Annotated in this window: 17 protein-coding genes and 1 pseudogene; 9 read left to right on the forward strand and 9 right to left on the reverse strand. The window is 58.4% G+C overall.

Going from position 1 to position 18994, the window contains the following annotated elements; all coding sequences use genetic code 11:
* Positions 1–161: 161 nt before the first annotated feature.
* Positions 162–410 (forward strand): DUF2188 domain-containing protein, encoded by a 249-nt coding sequence (locus DKT70_RS16595; protein ID WP_111560189.1) that lies wholly within the window; start codon positions 162–164, stop codon positions 408–410.
* A 264-nt stretch (positions 411–674) separates the two neighbouring features.
* Here the strand turns inward: DKT70_RS16595 and DKT70_RS16600 are convergent, their stop codons facing one another.
* Entirely contained in the window at positions 675–1355 is a 681-nt protein-coding gene (locus tag DKT70_RS16600; RefSeq protein WP_146612670.1) for a calcium-binding protein, read from the reverse strand.
* Positions 1356–1633: 278 nt separating this feature from the next.
* On the reverse strand, positions 1634–1969 hold the full coding sequence (locus tag DKT70_RS16605) for an Hpt domain-containing protein (protein ID WP_111560191.1): 336 nt from the start codon (positions 1967–1969) through the stop codon (positions 1634–1636).
* Positions 1970–2119: 150 nt separating this feature from the next.
* On the opposite strand from DKT70_RS16605, the gene DKT70_RS16610 reads away from it, so the two are divergent.
* From DKT70_RS16610 to DKT70_RS16640, 7 genes and pseudogenes are all read left to right on the forward strand, one after another.
* Positions 2120–3805 (forward strand): TackOD1 domain-containing metal-binding protein, encoded by a 1686-nt coding sequence (locus tag DKT70_RS16610; protein ID WP_111560192.1) that lies wholly within the window; start codon positions 2120–2122, stop codon positions 3803–3805.
* Positions 3802–5058 carry a glycosyltransferase family 2 protein gene (locus tag DKT70_RS16615; RefSeq protein ID WP_111560193.1) on the forward strand — a complete coding sequence of 419 codons (1257 nt, stop codon included), beginning with the start codon at positions 3802–3804 and terminating at the stop codon, positions 5056–5058. Before DKT70_RS16610 ends, DKT70_RS16615 begins: the two co-directional genes overlap by 4 nt.
* Entirely contained in the window at positions 5055–6146 is a 1092-nt protein-coding gene (locus tag DKT70_RS16620) for an HlyD family secretion protein (RefSeq protein ID WP_111560194.1), read from the forward strand. Before DKT70_RS16615 ends, DKT70_RS16620 begins: the two co-directional genes overlap by 4 nt.
* Before the next feature lie 44 nt (positions 6147–6190).
* The gene (locus tag DKT70_RS16625; protein WP_111560195.1) at positions 6191–8617 is read left to right on the forward strand and encodes an ATP-binding protein; all 2427 of its coding nucleotides are present in this window, start codon (positions 6191–6193) and stop codon (positions 8615–8617) included.
* Complete coding sequence (locus tag DKT70_RS16630) at positions 8614–8991, forward strand: response regulator (RefSeq protein WP_111560196.1); 378 nt, start codon at positions 8614–8616, stop codon at positions 8989–8991. Before DKT70_RS16625 ends, DKT70_RS16630 begins: the two co-directional genes overlap by 4 nt.
* An 82-nt stretch (positions 8992–9073) precedes the next feature.
* A pseudogene (locus tag DKT70_RS16635) lies at positions 9074–10031 on the forward strand (IS481 family transposase).
* 160 nt (positions 10032–10191) lie between these two features.
* Positions 10192–10563 carry a hypothetical protein gene (locus DKT70_RS16640; protein WP_111560197.1) on the forward strand — a complete coding sequence of 124 codons (372 nt, stop codon included), beginning with the start codon at positions 10192–10194 and terminating at the stop codon, positions 10561–10563.
* Between the two features lie 171 nt (positions 10564–10734).
* On the opposite strand, the gene DKT70_RS16645 is transcribed toward DKT70_RS16640, so the two are convergent.
* Genes DKT70_RS16645 through DKT70_RS16670 form a run of 6 tightly spaced genes read right to left on the reverse strand, consistent with a single transcriptional unit; the run spans position 10735 to position 16600 of the window.
* Positions 10735–11130 (reverse strand): RidA family protein, encoded by a 396-nt coding sequence (locus DKT70_RS16645; RefSeq protein WP_111560203.1) that lies wholly within the window; start codon positions 11128–11130, stop codon positions 10735–10737.
* Between the two features lie 28 nt (positions 11131–11158).
* On the reverse strand, positions 11159–12214 hold the full coding sequence (locus tag DKT70_RS16650) for a D-TA family PLP-dependent enzyme (protein ID WP_111560198.1): 1056 nt from the start codon (positions 12212–12214) through the stop codon (positions 11159–11161).
* On the reverse strand, positions 12211–13677 hold the full coding sequence (locus DKT70_RS16655) for a M81 family metallopeptidase (RefSeq protein ID WP_111560199.1): 1467 nt from the start codon (positions 13675–13677) through the stop codon (positions 12211–12213). The genes DKT70_RS16650 and DKT70_RS16655 overlap by 4 nt, the downstream gene beginning before the upstream one ends.
* 60 nt (positions 13678–13737) lie before the next feature.
* Complete coding sequence (locus DKT70_RS16660) at positions 13738–14775, reverse strand: TRAP transporter substrate-binding protein (RefSeq protein WP_111560200.1); 1038 nt, start codon at positions 14773–14775, stop codon at positions 13738–13740.
* A 38-nt stretch (positions 14776–14813) separates the two neighbouring features.
* Positions 14814–16097 (reverse strand): TRAP transporter large permease, encoded by a 1284-nt coding sequence (locus tag DKT70_RS16665; RefSeq protein ID WP_233490636.1) that lies wholly within the window; start codon positions 16095–16097, stop codon positions 14814–14816.
* Positions 16094–16600 (reverse strand): TRAP transporter small permease, encoded by a 507-nt coding sequence (locus DKT70_RS16670; RefSeq protein ID WP_111560201.1) that lies wholly within the window; start codon positions 16598–16600, stop codon positions 16094–16096. The genes DKT70_RS16665 and DKT70_RS16670 overlap by 4 nt, the downstream gene beginning before the upstream one ends.
* Before the next feature lie 175 nt (positions 16601–16775).
* Here DKT70_RS16670 and DKT70_RS16675 point away from each other — a divergent pair, with 175 nt between their 5' ends.
* Positions 16776–17699 carry a MurR/RpiR family transcriptional regulator gene (locus DKT70_RS16675; RefSeq protein ID WP_233490637.1) on the forward strand — a complete coding sequence of 308 codons (924 nt, stop codon included), beginning with the start codon at positions 16776–16778 and terminating at the stop codon, positions 17697–17699.
* Between the two features lie 628 nt (positions 17700–18327).
* On the opposite strand, the gene DKT70_RS17865 is transcribed toward DKT70_RS16675, so the two are convergent.
* Positions 18328–18654: a hypothetical protein gene (locus DKT70_RS17865; protein WP_146612671.1), complete on the reverse strand. Its 327-nt coding sequence runs from the start codon at positions 18652–18654 to the stop codon at positions 18328–18330.
* Positions 18655–18994: the final 340 nt, after the last annotated feature.

Here is an 18994-nt window from a genome sequence, read left to right on the forward strand (position 1 = left end):
AATAGGCCACGCCGCAGCCCAGCATGTACTGCCCCTCGATCACGGTGACGCGCAGGGGGGCGTCGGGGCGACAACAGGTTTTGTTTCTTCACCTTTTTGAAAGGAACAAAGCAACTCCCGCCGCTCTTTGCTTTTACGCAGCAAGAAGAGGCAGCTAAAAAATGACCAAGATTGTGTATGAAATTGTCGAGCATAACGGTGGCTGGGCTTACAAGCTGAACGATGTGTTCTCGGAGACTTTCGACACCAAGGAGCAGGCAACAGTAGCAGCGAATGATGTCGCCGCTCGCCAGCAAGTTTCGGGGGAGGACGAAACGATTCAATATCAGGATGAAAACGGGGCCTGGCGTGTCGAAGACGAGGCCGGTGATGATCGTCCCGACGTCGAAATCCGCAACGGCAGCAAGTAAGCTGACGCAATAGAAGTTGAAGAGGGCCGGTTCACCCAGCCCTCTTATGAGCATTATAGATTATGAACATCCCCAATCCTCATGGATGCCTGCAAGGCGGGGAGGACGCAGCTTCGGCTTCTTCGAGCTGTGCGACCTGCTACTGATTATTTATCCAGCCGCAACTGGAGTGCGGTTGGTACTGTGCTGCTTCCCAACCTTGGACTGCCGAATGGCGGAGCTTTGCGGCTTGTGCGCTGCTACTTCTCGGACATGATCGGATAATCAGATTGCGAGAAGATCTTCAGTGATAATGTTTGTCACCGAGATCATATCGGCTTCTAACACTGCTACATCGATGTTTAGCAAGGTCACGGACTGGTCCGTACCTGACAATTTCAGCACAGCATCGGAACCTTGCTGCACAAACAGATCTGCCAGCATCTCAGAGGTCCAAGCATTGCTGTCTTCTTCGTAGAAGATAAAGTTGAGCCGATCACCTTGGACGACTGAAAAGTCCGTGACGGTGTCGCTGTCAAAATCACCATCGAAAGAAAACGTGTCGGCACCAAACCCGCCGATCAGCACGTCCTGCCCCCAATTTCCCGACAAGTAGTCGTTCCCGTCGTGACCGGCGATGATGTCATCGCCCTGCCCACCATAGAGCTCGTCATTGCCGCAAGCGCCGTCGATCATCTCGTCCAACTCGGTCCCTATGAACAGGATCGGCTCATCGTCGCAGGGGATTTCGATCGCGCCGCTGTCTTCGGTGTTGTCACGGCCTTGATCCTCACCCTGTTCAAGGTGCCCCAATGCCCGACCGTTTTTGCCATCACGGTCATGACCAAGTGCCGATCCGGGCTTGTCACTCCGATCATGTCCTGAGGACAATGAACTTTTATCACTGCCATGTCTTTGCGTGATATCCCACCATGAGACGTCACCACTGCGTACGGCCTTTGCCATAAAACCTCCCTGATATTGGCAAGAACTACGAACATCTTAGCAGGGGAGAACTGAAGAAAATCGCAGGCAAAAGGATAGACGACGGAGAAAAAAGCTAAAATTTTTGGAGCATCTTAAATTCCGGTCACTACCGTAAATTTCATGCTCCGGATCAAATTTTCTTACTCAAGTCATCTGATCTGTGCTTCGATCCTGACTGCCGGGAACCAGATTTGGGCGGACCACACCGGAAATTGCCACTGACGGAAGCTTCCAAGCATTCATTTCAAACCAAACGTTCAGCCGTTCTGAAAGCGCTCCAGAAGCTTGGACTGTGCGGGTGATAACGCTTGGACGCCGCGTTGCAATTCGACATTCAGACGGCACAGCAACGCCTCTCGATCGTCCGACCGCGCGCTCTCAAGAACGGTCTCCATCCGTGCCGCCAACGCGCTGATTTCCGCGAAGCCGATCGTGGCACTGCTGCCTTTGAGCTTATGCAGAAGACGGGCCAGGAGCATCAGGTTTTCGGGCGGAGTTTCGATTCCTATCGTGATCAGTTGATCGATTTCCCCCGCCTCTTGGCGAAGAGTTTCACAATGACGCGTCACCAGCGCCAAAATGGCATCCCGCATGGATCGTCCTCGCAGTCTGTTGTTTCACGACATCAATCAGAGCCAGTATATGTCGAGTGAATGCACTTTATGGTTGAGTTGTTTCCAGATTGTTAAAGATTTGACTGTATCAGGAACGACCAGGATCCGCAGAAGCGCCGAGGACCGCCGATGATTGACGTTGAGAAGGATGTGAAACAGATCCTGTTGGTCGAGGACAGTTCAGTCACCAAGGATCTTGTGGAACTGGTGCTGACACAGAGCGGCCATAAGGTGACAAGCGTTGCAACTGGTGTCGAAGCTCTCAGCGTTCTGCGGAAGCAGCATTTCGATGTCATCGTCACCGATTTTCATCTGCCCGACATTTCGGGGATCGAGATCGCACAGCGTTACCTTGATGCCAATCCTTCTGCATCGCGTCCGCTCCTGATTGCCATAACTGCGGACACAAGAGGATTGCTGTCAGACCCCAAGAACTGCGAGATTTTCGATAAAGTACTGCCAAAACCTCTGGACATCGACATGATCTCGCAAATCGTGCTGGAAAAGCCCCGGCTGCGCGAGGACGCCACACTGACCGATCCGGCCGTCCGAGATGATTTTCTCGGCACGCTGAATCTGTCGGTTCTCGAATGGCCAGCGGATCGCCGCGTCATGTCCCCATCCATCATGACCGGCACTGACGCGATCGTCCTGCGCAAGGCCGTGGATCTGGATGTGCTTTGGCGGTTGGACGGCGCCCACCTGCTTCCCGTCATCGACATGACAGGTGGCTTGGGCGAAACGGCGGATCTGGATTGCGCGCGTCCGACCGATAATCATCTGCCCCGCATTCAACATCTGGTCGCGCAGTTCGACCAGCGACGTGAGGACATTCACCCCGACCTGCGGCGTAGTCCTGATCCGGAGGATCGGTTGCTGGTTCGGATGGCCCTGGCCGGCAGGCTCAAGCCGCGTCTTTCGGCCGAGCATGAAGGATTTGTCTCTTGGAATACCCTCTGCGAACCCCGCCAGGTTGCAGAACTGATCGAGAAGCTGGAAGCTGCTGGATTTGTAGAAACCCGGTTCTTCGAACGGTTGCATGTCTGCCCGGGGTGCAGTTCGGCTCGAATGGTCGTTCGGGAGGAGTGCCCGTGCTGCGGATCCTCGAACTTGGCCGAAGAAAGCTACGTCCATCATTTCCGCTGTGCCACGCAGGCGCCCGAGACCGATTTCAAGCAGGGCGGTGACCTGATCTGCCCCAAATGCCGGCGAGAACTCCATCATTTCGGACGGGATTATGATAGGCCAGGTCTTTTGACGCGATGCCAAGGATGCGGTCATACCGCCGCCGAGCCGGCCGTAGCCTTCATCTGCACATCCTGCGGGCGTCGCAGCGCAGCCGAGACGGCGCCGACCAAGGATATACGCGAAGCCACCATCAGCGAAAACGGCTGGCAGTATCTGCGCTCGGGCAAGGCTTATCTGGGCCCCGGCCGCCGCGCACTGCGGTTTGGAGACTTTCCGCTGGAACTGGTGGTGGCCCTGAACCGGGCCGCAGCACGGTTCAACGCTGCCCAAGAGCCTTTCACCTTGGGCTCGATCACGTATCTGGGGCTTGAGGACGTCAGCCAGTTGCATGGTGCCGTTCGGGCAAGGGCGGCACGCAAACTCTGGCTGGAAACCTTGCAGCAGCAGATGGGCGACGCAATCATCGTCGTCGCAGGCACACAACACGACTACCTTCTGGCAAGTGGAACACGGTCCGACGCACTGAATGCCCAGCTGAAAAATGCCAGGGGCCAGGCAGACAACATGGTGCGCGACAGCATCGGAGCGACCTTCGCCCTCTTTGATCCCGAGGATCTGGTGGCATGATGCAAGGGCTCGACTATCTGGCCGCGCAGAGTTTTGGCGGGCTCATGGCGATCTACTGGTTCGTCATTTTCTTCGAGATACCACGCTATCTTCTTCTGTTCTGCCTGGTTGCCCTTTTGCCGCGCCGGACGCCAGCGACAGATTTGGTCGATGGCACCTCTGTCAGCGTTGTCGTCGTCGGTCATTCGGAAGGTCGCAAGGTCGAGACATGCGTTGCAACACTTCGGGAGCAAAGCCATCGCCCCGACGAGATCATCGTGCTAAGCGACGGATCAACTGATGACATGGCCAAACAGGTTCTGGCGCTGCACAAGCGCGGCTGGATCGACGCCGCCCATGCCACTGAACTTCGTTCCGGCAAGGCGGCTGGCCTCAACCTGGGTGCCCGTCTGGCGAAGGGCGGCATCATCATCTTCGTCGACTGCGACTGCACCTTCGACCGCCATGCGATCCGCAACATCGTACGGCCTTTCGCAGATCCGCAGGTGGGTGCCGTTTCGGGGTCGGTCTTGGTGCGCAACAGCTTTGCCAGCCTGATGACAGCCTTTCAGGCCATAGAATACGTCATCACCATTTCGCTTGGGCGGCAGGCCATGGACAGGCTTGGACAGGTCTCTTGCGTGTCGGGGGCATTCGGCGCCTTTCGTCGCCAGGCCTTCACACAGATCGGCGGTTTTGATGCTGAGGGCGGTGAAGATCTGGATCTGACGCTCAGCATGCGCACGGCAGGCTGGCGCATCCGCTTCGCCCATGATGCCGTCTGCCTCACCGACGTTCCTGTGACAGTAAGGCGGCTGATCCGGCAGCGCGGGCGTTGGGAACGTGACGCGGTTCGCCTGCGGTTTCGCAAACATGCGGGCATGCTGAACCCGCTGGCCCCGCGATTTGCATGGCGAGAGCTCCTGCACGAGGCCGAGTTCCTTCTGTTCAGCGTGATCCCGGCCATGATCCTGCCCTTCTATGTGATCTGGTTGTTCCAATCATACGGCAGTTTTGCATTCAGCATCCTTGTGGCCGCGCAATTCACCTTGATGTTGATGGACATGGCGATTTTTCTGATCGGCGCCTTGGTAACACCGCGTGCGCCCGGACTTCGGCTTGTACCTTTCATACCAGGTTTTGGCCTCTATTACGGTGTTTTCATGCGCGCCATTCGCCTGAACGCCTATATCCGCGAGTGGGTCTGGCATGCCTCCAACCGGGATGAGTTTGTTCCCGCCAAAGTACTTCGATCCCGAGGGCAAGTCCGATGAAGAAGCTCAAGACGCGACTGCGCGCAGACACCCTTCCCTCCGAGCCCCGGCGCGCCTCCGTCAAGCGGAGATGGGACAGCACGATCTATATCGTTATTCTGCTGGCTCTCTTCTTGGCTGTCGGCAATCACCTTCTGGGCGATCGGGTGTTCATGCGTGCCGACGGATTGGTCATGCAGGAACGAAGCATGGTTGCCGCCGCGACCACCGTACAGGCAACAGAGATCAAGATTCAGCCGGGCGAGAGCGTGCAGCGTGGTCAGCTGCTCTTGCGCGCTGAATCCATCGACACGGTCGCGCGATTCGCTGAGTTGACCTTGCGCGAAGCCGAGATGGCCGAACGCAGCGCCAGGCTGCGCGCCGATCTTGTGGTGGCCCGGCGCTTGGCACCCAAAGCCGAAGAGCGCGTCGCAGAGCTGTCGCAACGCCGAAGCGAAATGGATCAGTTGGATCGGTCCCGCCTGATCACAACGCAAAATCTCGATGCCTTGCGCGAGGATTTTCATCAGGCGGATTCTCGAGCGGTGTCGCTTGCGGCACAGATCGAGGGGCTGTCAGCCGAAATCGTTGCATTGGATCACAGCCGCGCAGAGGTCCGTGCCGCCATCCAGGAACTCGAGCGGCGTTATAATGGCGGACTGCATCATGCCGCCCAAGATGGCATCATTGGCCCTTCGGTCCCGGTACAGGGCGAAGTTCTGGCTGCAGGTGCCCCCCTGTTGACCGTCTACTCCGGCCAACCTTATGTGCTGGCTTACCTGCCACGCGCCTATCTCTTCTCCATCCGCAATGGGATGGAGGTCAGCGTCGCGTCGGGGCAATGGGTGCGGAAGGGCCGAATTTCGGAGATCCTGCCCATTTCGACGCCCCTGCCCGACGAATTCCGGAACACGTTCCGTCAACGAGAATCTCGCCAGTTGGCCCGTATCACTCTCGATGATGGGCCGGAGCTTCCCATTCTGTCGACCGTCGAGATCCGCCGTGACTGGCCGCATCCCGTTGCCTGGCTGCTGGCATCCGCAGGTCATGCTTTCGCGAAATTACGCACAGCAGGCGACGCTTCCGAGGTGAAGCGTCCCGATTCCTGAAATCTACATCATTTTTTCAAAGGACCGAACTCAAGGAGGATTGAATGTCGAACGTTGTGCACACACGCGCCTTAGTCGATCTGACATCAAGACCTGCGATCAGGTCCTTGGTCGTGGCGGCCATTGCTTTCAGCGCCATGCTGATATTCGCCGCGTCAGGAATATGGCTGACCCGCGAGGCAGGTCGGATCGCTACCATCTGGGTGGCCAATGCCGCAATCGTTTCGATCCTCCTGACACAAGCCCGCGAGCTTCGCGTCGTGATTCTCGTTTCGGCCCTCTTGGGCAACATATGTGCCAATACCCTGATGGGTGATGCCGTGACGATTGCTTTGGCATTATCACTATGCAATCTGGTCGAGATTGTCTTGGTGTGCGTGGCTCTGCAACGTCTGCGACCGAATGTAGACTTTACTGCCTTGGCCGATCTTGTTCCATTTGCCATCGTGGCAGGCTTCATCGCCCCGGCTGTATCGGCACTGTTGGCTGCAATTTTCCTCTATACGGTTAAAACAGCATCCTTCCTTGACGTGCTGGAAACCTGGTTTGCGTCAGACGCTTTGGGACAACTGGTCTTCGTGCCGCTCTTTGCAACCCTTGCGGAGAAAGGCCTGACAAAGGACGGTATTGAGCCCCTTGTCAGGCCGCGGGCACTGGGATGGCTGCTGTTAAACGCTGCTGTTGCCATTCTGATCTTTGCGCAGGATACGATGCCGCTTCTGTATCTTGGCATACCGGCGGTGATGCTGGTCGCTTTCCGGATAGGAACGACCGGCGCGGTGATCGCCAACCTGACAATGACCGTGGTCGCGATCGGTTTGACATTGGCGGGCCACGGACCTGTCCACCTGATGCAGGGAGGCCTTTCGGAAAAGATGGTGACACTGCAGGGGTTCCTTGCCATATGCGTCTTCGTGTCACTTTCAATCTCGGCTTATCTTGCTGACCGGCAGCGCCTAGAGGCACGCCTGGTCTCGACAGTCAGCGAGCTCGAAGACGCGAACGAGGCCAAATCCGCATTCCTGTCTACCGTGAGCCATGAACTGCGCACGCCCCTAACCTCGATCCGGGGATCGCTCGGTCTGGTGAACGCCGGAGTGACAGGGCAACTTCCTGACAAGAGCGCCAACCTGATCCGCATTGCTCACAGCAACAGTGAACGTCTGGTTCGATTGATCAATGATATTCTGGACATGGAGAAGATCGCGTCGGGCAAGATGGATTTTGATATCCGCCCTGTGGCGCTGCGCGAGATTGTTCAGTCTGCCATAGAGACTGCGAACAACTATGAGGTTGAAAAGAAGGTCAAGATTTTGCTGATCGACGAAGCCGCCCATGCCGTCGTTCATGCCGACGCCGATCGTCTACACCAGGCGATAACAAACCTTCTGTCGAACGCGATCAAGTTCTCGCCTCAGCAAGGCGTCGTACGTGTGCTGCTTGAGTCCATGGGCGACCGTGCAAAGATCAGCATCAGTGATGAAGGTCCCGGCATTCCGCTGGCATTCCAGAAGCGGATTTTCGGAAAATTCGAACAGGCCGATAGCTCGAGCACCCGCCAGAAAAACGGCACAGGACTGGGCCTCAGCATCACCAAATCTCTTATCGAACAGATGTCGGGAACGATTGATTTCGTGTCATCCGAGGGGCAGGGAACGACCTTTACACTATCGTTGCCGTCAATATTCAAGCCGTCGAACGAAAAGATTGGATTGCCTTCCACCGGTGGCCGGGCGGTTCTGGCTTGCGTCATTGATGGCGCCATCGCCACGCTGTTGCATCGACAGCTTCTGGAACAAGGCTATTCCAGCGATCAGGCCCCTGACATGGGCTCTGCACGGCTGCTGTTGGAAAGCCGGCGCTACGAGGCGGTCATAATCGATATCGACATTCTGGGCGATCAGATCATCGAATTTTTCGATGAACTGAGGTCTTCGGCTCAGAACGCTGACATTCCTGTGACAATCATCTCTGCCTCGGTGGGGAAATCGAAAGACATCCTGAATGGTCAGGCTGTCGGTGTCATCGACTGGCTGGCAAAGCCCGTCGATCCCGCGCATCTTCGGCATTCGTTGGCACGTCTGATCGGCGCACAGGGTCCACGCCGTCCCCGCATCCTGCATGTCGAGGATGACAATGACGTCGTCCAGGTGGTGGCCGCAGGTCTGGGACAGGATGTCGACATGGTCTTTGCCAAAAGCCTATCAGAAGCCCGAACTGCGTTGCTTGAAGGTGACTTCGACCTCGTCATCCTCGACATCGTTCTTCCCGATGGCGACGGGCTTGATCTTCTGCAGGAACTGGGCACAGAAACGAAGGTCATCGTGTTCTCTGCCATAGACGGTAATCTTACCGCCCCGGTCCACACCATTCTCACCAAGACACGCAAGTCGGAAGCCGATCTTGCTGTCTGTGTCAGGTCCCTTCTTGCAGGCAAAGATGCGGATCAGCGGGGCAAAGGTGCGCGATGAAACTTCTCTACATCGATGACGACGATGACATCCGCGAGATTGCGGAACTCTCTTTGGCGATCGATCCGGAATACCGGATCTGGACGGCCGCTTCCGGTCGTGAGGGATTAGACCTCGCCGCGGCAATCCGCCCTGACGTCATCCTGCTCGACGTGATGATGCCTGAAATGGACGGGCCAGAGACCTTTGCAGCACTTGCTCAGGAGGAAGACTTGCGAGCCATCCCCGTCGTCTTCGTCACTGCCAGAACGCAGAACCATCAAGTTGCTGAATTGCAGTCTCTCGGGGCTGCCGGGGTTATTCAAAAGCCATTTGACCCACTGAGCCTTGCTGAACAGGTCAGGGGATGTCTGGCGGATAATTTTGGCTGTTGAGCTGTCTGCGTGCCCAATCACCTAGTTGTTTGATCCCACGGTTTGATGGTGTGATCCTTTCTCAGGAATGGATGGATGCATTATGGGCCAAGTTCGTTACGGAAGCGCTACGACCACGCACGCCGTCAGAGCTGCAATACAACGATCGCAAGCTTCGCTCGCGACGCTGAGCCGGGAGTTGGGCATCAACCAGAAGACAGTCGCGAAGTGGCGCAAGCGACAGACGGTGGAGGATCTCATGTCCGGGCCGCGAGAACCGCGCTCGACGATTTTGACCGAGGCCGAAGAGGCGACCATCGTCGCTTTCCGGCGGCACACGATGCTGCCGCTGGACGACTCCTCTATGCCCTGCAGCCGTCCCGCATCTGACACGCTCAGCGCTGCATCGGTGCCTGCAGCGACACGGCATTTATCGGTTGCCTGATGTGGAAGGCGACAAGCCGCAGCGCCAGAAGTTCGAGCGCTACCCCATCGGCTTCTTGCACATAGACATCGCCGAGGTGCAGACTTCTGAGGGCAAGCTGTTTCTGTTCGTCGGCATTGACCGCACAAGCAAGTTTGCCTTGACCCAGTTGGTCGACAAGGCGGACAGGAAGACGGCTTGGGAGTTCCTGCAGCACCTGCTCGAGGCGGTGCCCTATCAGGTTCACACCATTCTCACAGATAACGGCATTCAGTTCGCCCAGCAGCCCCGGAACCGCAACACCATCTACTCCCGTCCCATGCCCTTTGCTATGATCTGCGAGGCCAACGGTATCGAGCACCGCTTCACGCAGCCAAAACACCCTTTGACGAACGTTCAGGTGTAACGGATGAACCGCACGATCAAGGACGCAACCGTCAAACGATTCCATTACGACGACGACCACGACCAGCTCCGCACCCACTTGGCGGATTTCATGGCAGCCTACAACTTCGCGCCCCGGCTCAAGACCCTCGGCGGCCTCACGCCTTACGAATACATCTGCAAGATCTGGACATCCGAACCAGACAAATTCATCCTAAACCCGATCCACCAGATGCCGGAACTGAACACCTAAAGCCGATGCGCTTTGAACCCTTTGGAAAACCTATAACTACTTGAAGTGCTCGATCGCAGACATCTGCCGTCTGCTTCTGGAGAGCGCATGTAGGCTACCAGGACCTCCGAGCCTGTCCACGGTGCTTGTGGATCCGGAATAGGTGCGACGGCATCTCATCGTGGAGGCACCCGACGATCCTTCCGCCAAGGACATCGCCAGAAGGCTGAGAACCAATCAGCAAACCCTGCACTACCTGGCAAGCCAAGGCCTGCTGTCGCTGAACCGGCGGCGGCACCCGGTCAAGCGCAGCATCAGGTGGTATATCGAGCGTTGCAGCTTGGAGCAGTTCGAGAAACGGTTGGTCACGGTCGGTATGCTGGCAACAGAGCTGGGCGAGCGGCCCGGCCCCCTGTCGAAGTGGTTGGAAGCACCTGGGGTCAGGCCGATCTTTTCCGTGCCGGATGTCAGCCAGATCTATGAACGGACGGCTTTGGTCGAAGCGATGATCGATAGACGCGCCGAGGAGGTGCCTTTGGCCGAAGCCAAGTGACGGATAAACCTCCCGGTTTGATGCATTTGATGCCGTCGTCGTCCCCCCACCGCGCGAAATGAATGCCACACGCGCGGAGCGATTGCTCGCTATGGGCTGAGCGGCATGCACACCCGTGTGGTCCGGCTCTTGCTGCAAGACAGACCGGTGGCAGGCCGAACCCAACGAGACCTAAACGAGCGGCTTCCATGCGATCACGTCGATCTCGACCTTTGCATCTACCATAAGACTGGATTGAACGGTCGATCGCGCAGGCGGATGGTCGATGAAGTGCTTCTCGAAGACTGCGTTGAAGGACGAGAAGTCGCGCGGATCGTCCAGCCAACAGTTGACCTTAATGACATCCTCTATTGCGCAATCCGCCAGCGCGAGAACGCTACGAATATTCGCGATCACCTGTTCAGTCTGGGCCACGATGCCCCCGGTTACGACTTCACCGTCCACGGTCGGCACCTGCCCCGAGACGTAGACGAAATCGCCAGCACGGACGGCCTTGGCAAAGGGACGGCGCTGGCCGCCGGCCTGGGCGTCCGCCGTGTCATAACGGACAATATCCGAATTGCTCATTGAGTACTCCATTTCTTTCATTGAACGATCACCAGACTTGGCCGCGTGCGGTGACCTGAGCCTGTCCCTCATGTATGCTGCCGCGGACGATCTCGACGTGGTCGAGCATGTTGGACACCACGCATGCATGGTTCGGAACGATCCGCACTCGGTCGCCAACATGCAGATTGATCTGCGGCGCATTGAGCGTTCCGTGTTCCTCGGACAAGGCCGAGATCGCGATGTCGGGACGTCCAAGCACATGACCGTGTCCAGTCATTCCGAGAAGGTCCGAAGTCAGCACCTTCGAGCCTGCGTCGACAATCGCTCGCTCTGCTGTCGGAACCGAAACCACGGTCGCGAGTACGGTCAGCGCGCAGTCGCTCCAGTCGCACACGCCACGCGCCTGAAGCGAACGGTCGTTATATACATAGGTCCCGATGCGATATTCCGTCGTCGCCGCCACTTTCGACGCTTGCCACATTCCGGGCGAGCCACCGTTGGAGACGACCGGCACGACCAACCCCGCGTCCTCGCAGAGCGTCACCGCCCGGGAGAGCCAGTGCTGCACGCTTTCTTCGGCATCGACCGGGGGATAGGTCATCAGCCCCCCGAAATGCAGCCCCGGCATGGCCGCCACGACCTGCGCGAGTGCCGCCGCCGCCTCGGGTGTCTGGACGCCGCATCGTCCTGCGCCGGTATCGCATTCGACCAGAACAATCAGCGGGTCGGGCGCCTCGCGGAACACATCCGACAGACCTTTAACCACAGCGTGGCTGTCGCAGACGACACTCAGCCGTACGCGTTGGGCAAGGGCGCGCAACCGCGCAAGCTTGGCTGGGCCCACCACGTTGTAGGTCAGGAGTACGTCGTCGATCCCCCCCTCGGCGATCATCGCCTCGGCTTCGGTGATCTTTTGGCAGGTGATGCCTATGGCCCCTTTCTCGACCTGCATCCTCGCAAGCTGCGGAAGCTTGTGGGTCTTGATATGAGGACGCACGCGCAGCCCGTTCGCGTCGCAATGGGACTGAAAGCGCGAGATGTTCTTTTCAGCCGTGTCCAAATCGATCAGGACGGCCGGGGTGTCGATCTGAGGGAAAATCATGCCGGTTCACCCTCGTGCGGGTTTTCGACGATGGGCCAGACGGGCCGTGTCAGGCGGGTATAGCGGTTGCTGCGCGGATCGCTCGGATACGGCCCATCAACGGCGGCGTAGAGGATCTGCGCGGCAATTGGCGCAAAGGCACCATAGAAGTGGTTCGTGGACTTCACGACGAGGATCTTACCCGGAGTAATCTCGATCCCCATGTTGGTGAACAGATCCGGTGAGAAAGCTTGCGCCCGGTTGGAGTTGAGGACGACCTCGATCCCGTCCATCTCGACCACTGCACAGTCACCCAAAGGAACGACCGAGCTGCCGAAGCTTTGGATTGCATCGCGCCGGACACATTTGACGGTCACGGTCGCGTCCACTGGATCGCCCGCGCGAGCTGAAGTCTTGCCACCAAAGCGCAAGGCGATGCACGCTCCTTCGCCCGCGGCATGGCATAGGCGCACCGCCATCGGATCCCAGATGGTGCCAAAGGCAATATTCCTGAGTCCAAGCTCCATCGCCTCGCGCAGCATGATGGTGCTGTCACCTGCAACGCCGCCCCCGGGATTGTCCCAGACATCGGCAATCACGACAGGACCGCGTGGTACTGTCGCAGCACGAGTCAATGCCTGTCGCGCGGTCAGGAATTCAGGGCGCGCCGCCCCTCGGAAAGAGAACAGCTCCATGCCCAATTCCCGCGAGAGGCGCTTGGCGGTTGCGGCATCGCCGTTGGTCGTCACGATGACCTTCGCGCCCAGATCGGGCGAATCCCCCGCCATGAAACCATGTACCACCGAGACCGACAGAACCTGCCCCGATGATTCGAGTGCCATCAGCCGATCAACGAAGCCTCGCATCGGATCCAGGCTGGTGGGCAGCACGTCCATCATCCGCACGTCGAAGACGGATTTAACGGGTGTGATGCGACCCTGTGCAGCACGCAGGGTCAGATCCACGCATGCCTCGCCGGTTTCGACGAAATCGGTATGCGGAAATTCCTTGAAGACGGTGATGATGTCGGCGTTGCCGATGCGCTTCTCGCTCAGGTGGCTGTGGGGGTCGAAGCTGACGCCGATCGTGACGTCTGGCCCGACAATTCCGCGCACCTCCTCGATCAGGACGCCTTCGCAATCGACGCAGCCGTCGGCGATCATCGCGCCATGCAGGCCCAAGACCACCGCATCTACCGGCAGCGCCGCGCGCAGCTGATCAAGAACCTCGTTGCGCAGGCGTTCCCAGGTCGCTGCATTCACGATGCCTCCCGGTTCGGCCCAGGTTGCGGTCCCCTCGATCAGGGTGATCCCCTCGGTCGCTACACGACGGCGCAGGGCAGGAAAGACGGCGCTGCACAGGGTCGGCGTGTCCGGATGTTCGCCCGGCGGGGCGTAGAAGCTTTGGACGAAATCGGTGAAATCGGCTCTGAGGGGGGAGAATGTATTGCATTCCGTCGCGACGGAGGCACAGAAGACGCGCATGATCTTGGAACCTTTCTGCCGGGGCCGACGGCATGATGACGCCGGCCCGCAAGACATGGATCAGTCGAGGTAGGTATTGCTGTTCGCAGCGGCGACCTCGGTCTGGAGCAGCTCGAGCAGTTCACCCGCCTTCTCGTCGAGGTTCTCGGCCACATGGGTTTCGAAGACCGGCTGGGTGGCCTCGGCCATGGAAGCGCGCTGCTCAGGTGTCAGCGCGGTGACCTCCATCTGGTTCATCAGCCCGGCAAGCCCGCGATCCGACGCCTCGATGATGCGGCTGATGCCACGGCTGGCAGTCACGCAGTTCTCGGCCGCGTGATGCAGCACGACGCGTTCCTCGTCGGTCAAATCATCATAATAGGCGCGGTTGATCATGAAGGTGTAGGGCGAGAAGAGGTGGTTGGTCAGGGTCATGTATTCCTGCACCTCGGAGAAGTTCGAGAAGGAGATGATCGGTACAGGGTTCATCTGCCCGTCGATCACACCGGTCTGGAGCCCGGAATAGACTTCGCCCCAGGCCAGCGGATACGCCTCGGCGCCCAAGGCCTGCATGATCTTTTGGTGCGAGGGCAGTGTCATGGTGCGCACGCGCACGCCGTCGAAATCTGCCAGTTCGGCGATGGGGCGTTTCGAGTTGGTGATGGCAAAGAAGCCGCCCGTATCCGGAAAGCCCAGCACCTTCACATCCCCAAGCGTTTCTTCGATGTCGCGCGCCAGAGCCACGCCGAAGGGGCCGTCAAACAGCTCGTAGGTCGAGGAATTGTCGGCGAAAGCGAAGGGCAGGTTCAACACGTCGATGCGGGGGTAGTAGCTGGCAAGCGCCCCGGTCGAGGTGAGCGTGGCATGGAGCACGCCGTCGCGCACCATCTGCACATGCTCGGCGGCGGTGCCCAGCTGGTTCGATCCGAAGACCTCGACATCGGCACTGCCGTTCGTGCCGGTTTCGAGGATGTTGGCGAACACGGCCGTGCAGGCATGAGCAGGATTCTCGAACGGGTCGGCCTGGTTGTCGTGGGCAAACTTGATGGTGCCCCCAGCATGGGCCGCAGCAGTCGCCATGATGCCGATCATGGCTGCACAGGTTGCGATGCTTTTCATTCTATTACCTCCAGTTGGTTTCTTGATTTTCCAGTTTTTCAGACAAATCCCAGTATCCGCGGCAGCAAGAGCGCGGCATCTTCCCAGAAGGCGAAGACGAACAGCACGGCGATCTCGGCCATGAGGAATGGGAACAGCTTGAGCGATATCCGCTCGATACGTTCGCCCGTCACCGAGGAGAGCACGAAGAGGCAGGCCCCCACCGGTGGCGTCATCAACGAGATGTTAAGTGCGAGCACGAAGATGATCCCGGCATGGATCGGCTCCAGCCCGACCTGATCGGTCAGCGGCACTAGGACTGGCGCCAGGATGATCAGGATGGCGGTGATGTCCATGACCATGCCCACGATCAGGAGCAGGCCGATGATGATAGCGATCACGACATAGCGGTTGTCCGATAGGCTGAGCACCCCGTTGGCGATCAACTGCGGGATGCGCTCGAAGCTCATCCACCAGCCGAGAATGCCGGCAAAGGCGATGATGACGAAAATCACCCCGGTGATGCGTGCCGTACGCACCAGCATGCCGTAGAAATTGCGCAGCGTCAGGGTCCGATAGACGAAGATGCCGATGAACAGCGCATAGCCCACCGCGATCGACGCGGCCTCGGTTGGGGTGACGATGCCCCCGAGGATGCCGCCCAGAATGATGACCGGCATCGCCAGCGCCGTCAGCGAACTAATGAAGGTGCTCCAGACCTCGGCCATGGTGGCGCCACGTTCGGCTTTGGGCAGGTTCTCCCGGTTGCCGCCTATGGCGATAACCGCCATGCAGACGATGCAGATGACAAGCCCCGGCAGCACGCCTGCCGCGAATAGTCCCGCAATCGAAACGCCCATCAGCGAACCATAGACCACCATCAGCCCCGAGGGCGGGATCGTCGGGCCGATGATTGAACCTGCCGCCGTGACCGCACAGGCATAGTCGCGCTTGTAGCCCTCACGCACCATGGCGGGAACCAGCGTGCGCCCGAAGGCAGCCGCATCGGCGGTCGCGGAGCCGGTTAGCCCTGCGAAAAAGACCGAGGCCAGCATGTTCGTATGGGCCAGCCCGCCACGGAAGCGACCCACAAAGACACGGGCCAGCTTGACCAGCCGGTCGGTGATGCCGGTATCGTTCATCACCTCTCCGGCGAGGATGAAGAAGGGCATGGCGAGGAAGGGAAAGACGTTCAGACCATTGAAGATCTTGGAGGGCCCGATTGCAAGGAACTGGTCCCCTCCCATGTCGATCAGGCCGACGACCCCGGCAAGCCCGATGGCAAAGCCGATGGGCATGCCGAACAGCAGCAGCAGAATGAAGGCGACGGGAACCAGGATCATGCCACTTCCTCCTCGACGGTGGGTTCGCTGTGGTCGCCAAGATCGCGGATCAGCACCAGCATCAGCTGGATCGAGGCGATCAGCGCAGCCACCGGGATCGCGGCGTAATAGGGTCGCAGGCTTGTACCGAAAATCATCGCCTGCCGCTTGGCACCGCTGTTGGCGAAGGGGATCCCGTATCTCAGGATGTACAGGAATAGTGCCAGCGCCAAGACATCCATGACGATCAGGCTGGTCCGCCGCACGGGCCGGGGCAGCTTGTCGATGAAGCCGGTCAGTCCTATATGGTCGCGCCCCGCGATCCCGCAGGACACCGCCAGCATCGCAGCCCAGATCATCAGGTAGCGGGCAAATTCCTCGGGCCATGGCAGTTGCCAGCCGAAATAGTAGCGATCGGCCACGCCCAGCCACACATCGGCCACCAGTGCGAGCATCAATAGCGCGACGACCGCTTCGACGGCGGCATTGATGCGTTCGCTGGTCCTTCCGGCCCAAGACCTCATGTTCTTTCCCTCCTGAGATGGGGACGTAACTAAGATACATATCTGTTACATCCCTCGCGATTCGGATCAATGTTTTTGTCATTAAGGTACAAATTATGCCAAAGTGTTGCCTAATTCCGCGACTTGAGCGATTATGCGTATGTAAAGTACGTAATTCCACTACATGAGAGCAGTTATGCCGAAGGCCCACGACACTCAGGACCATCTGGTCGTGCGCGGTGATACCACGTTCGTGGACGTGATCTCGGAGCTGCGCGCAAAGGATGGGTCTCTCGCCGCGCGTGAGCAGAAGGTGGCGGATTTCGTGAAGGCCAACCTGAGCGCGATCTCGGGAATGACCATTGCCGCTGTTGCCGAGGGCGCTGAGGTCAGCACCCCCACCGTGATCCGCTTCTGCAGAAGCCTGAACTGCGAGGGCTTCCGCGAATTCAAGCTGCGGCTTGCGCAGAACCTTGCAGTTAGCCAGCAGTATCTTAGCCCCAGGGCTGCGGCGCCTGCCGGCAGGGATACGCCTTTAGATCACGTGCTGGGCGGCATTCAGGCCGCGACTCTTGCCGTGCGGGCACAGATTGCCCCTGAAGATATCGCCGCCTGCAGCGGCGTCCTCGTCCGCTGCCGCCAGATGATCGCCGCGGGCATCGGAGGCGGATCCTCGATGCTGGCGCTCGAGGCGTCGAACCGCATGTTCCGCCTGGGGATCGCCAGCAGCACGATCAGCGACAGTTATGTGCTGCAGATGCGGGCCGCGACGCTCGAGCCTGGGGACGCGATGATGTTGTTCTCCTCCAGCGGAGAGGCGGACGCGGTAGTGCACGCGGCGCGTGTCGCGCGCAGCTACGGCGCGCGGACGATCTGCATCACGCGTCCCGGATCGCGGCTTGCGCAGGCATGCGACCTGCCAATTGGGCTGGAAATGCCCGAGGACCCGGACATCTTCAAGCCAACGGCATCTCGTTTTGCATCGTTAGCGATTCTTGATGCCATCGCTCTGTCGGTGGCCCATTCGGATGCTGATCGCACTCGAGAAAACCTGCGAAGGATTCGCGCGTCCTTGACTGCATATCACGGGCGAACCGACCCTCAGCCCTTAGGTGACTAACGGCCAGGTGCTTCATCTTCCAAGCTGATCACAATCGCAAACGCCATCCTCAAAGCAGGCGTCCCATGGCAGATTCAGCCTGAGAGATGAAACAGATGCTAGCTCGAGGTTTACACAGTTGTCGCGAACGACAGCGGCAGAGGAAGTGGCGATTGGCAAACAAGGTAAGCTGCGTGCACTAAGTGAATCCTAAGCTATTGATTTGATTGGTGCGCACAGGAGATATTCGGTGGGAATTTACACCAGCTTGAATCACGCCCACACTGTGGTGTGAATCCCTTTTGTCAACAGAGCCTAAGACCCCACACATGAGCGTTGACGAGTATCTAGCAATCCTGACCCAACAAGGTTTGGTCGCAACTGTAGCGGACCTTGAACAGTTCGCCGATCTGCTTTGATTTTAGAGTGAATTGAGTGGTCGTGACCTGCTATCGAACTCTCATCCAGCCACGAACGGAGCCTGGTTGGTATTTGCGCCAGTTGGCGCGAGTGGAGCAAATTGCCTGACACGCGCAGCTCTCATTTCATCCAGCCAAGACGGGTGATCGCGTTGGTCGCCGAACCTTCCGGCATGCTTCACGGTTTGCAACAGAGGCGGATCGCCCGGTCGTTCTTTTCGAGTGACGGATCACGCAACTCGCATGGGTTTGATGATCAGGCCAATGGTTGATCCTGCATAGCAGGCACCAAGGATGAAGCCAGCTGCCCATGTCCTGATCTGGCTCTGGGCTTCGATCGGACAAGGGGTCTCGCATTCATCCAGCAACAGCTCATAGACCGGCACCGGGTTATGCCCGTTTGGAGTTTCGCAAAGACTGAGACGAATAATACTCTCGGCGTCCGTCTCTTGGCCACGCTCCTGGAGTTCAATTGATGTCAAATGTTCAACAATCAAGAACGATTTTGATCCCGGAGCAGGCAAAACAGGCGCCATAAGACAAAGGTTTTCTCTCATTACAATATCCTATCTTGCAGATGGTGCAACAGGTCACGAATGCATACCCTAGTCAATTACTCAATTTTATATCTCAGTATTCAAGTGGCCTGCTACTGCTCTGTTGATGCCCCGCCGCAAGTATTTCGTAATCACGCTTGACTGCTTGCAAGGGCGCTGTTGATCAGCATAGAGAAACCACTCATAATTTTCGACTATCCGTTCGCATAGGCATAACGGTCGCGCCCCGCCCACGTTCGGGTTGCAGGAATCGAGAACTGTCCTGACCTGAGCCCCGTCTCTCCTCCAGCCATTCGGAGAATCCGCGGGTTGATTTCTGGGGCTACGCGGCGCGCATTCC

Source organism: Paracoccus sediminilitoris (genome assembly GCF_003259195.1).
Classification (GTDB): Bacteria; Pseudomonadota; Alphaproteobacteria; order Rhodobacterales; family Rhodobacteraceae; genus Paracoccus; species Paracoccus sediminilitoris.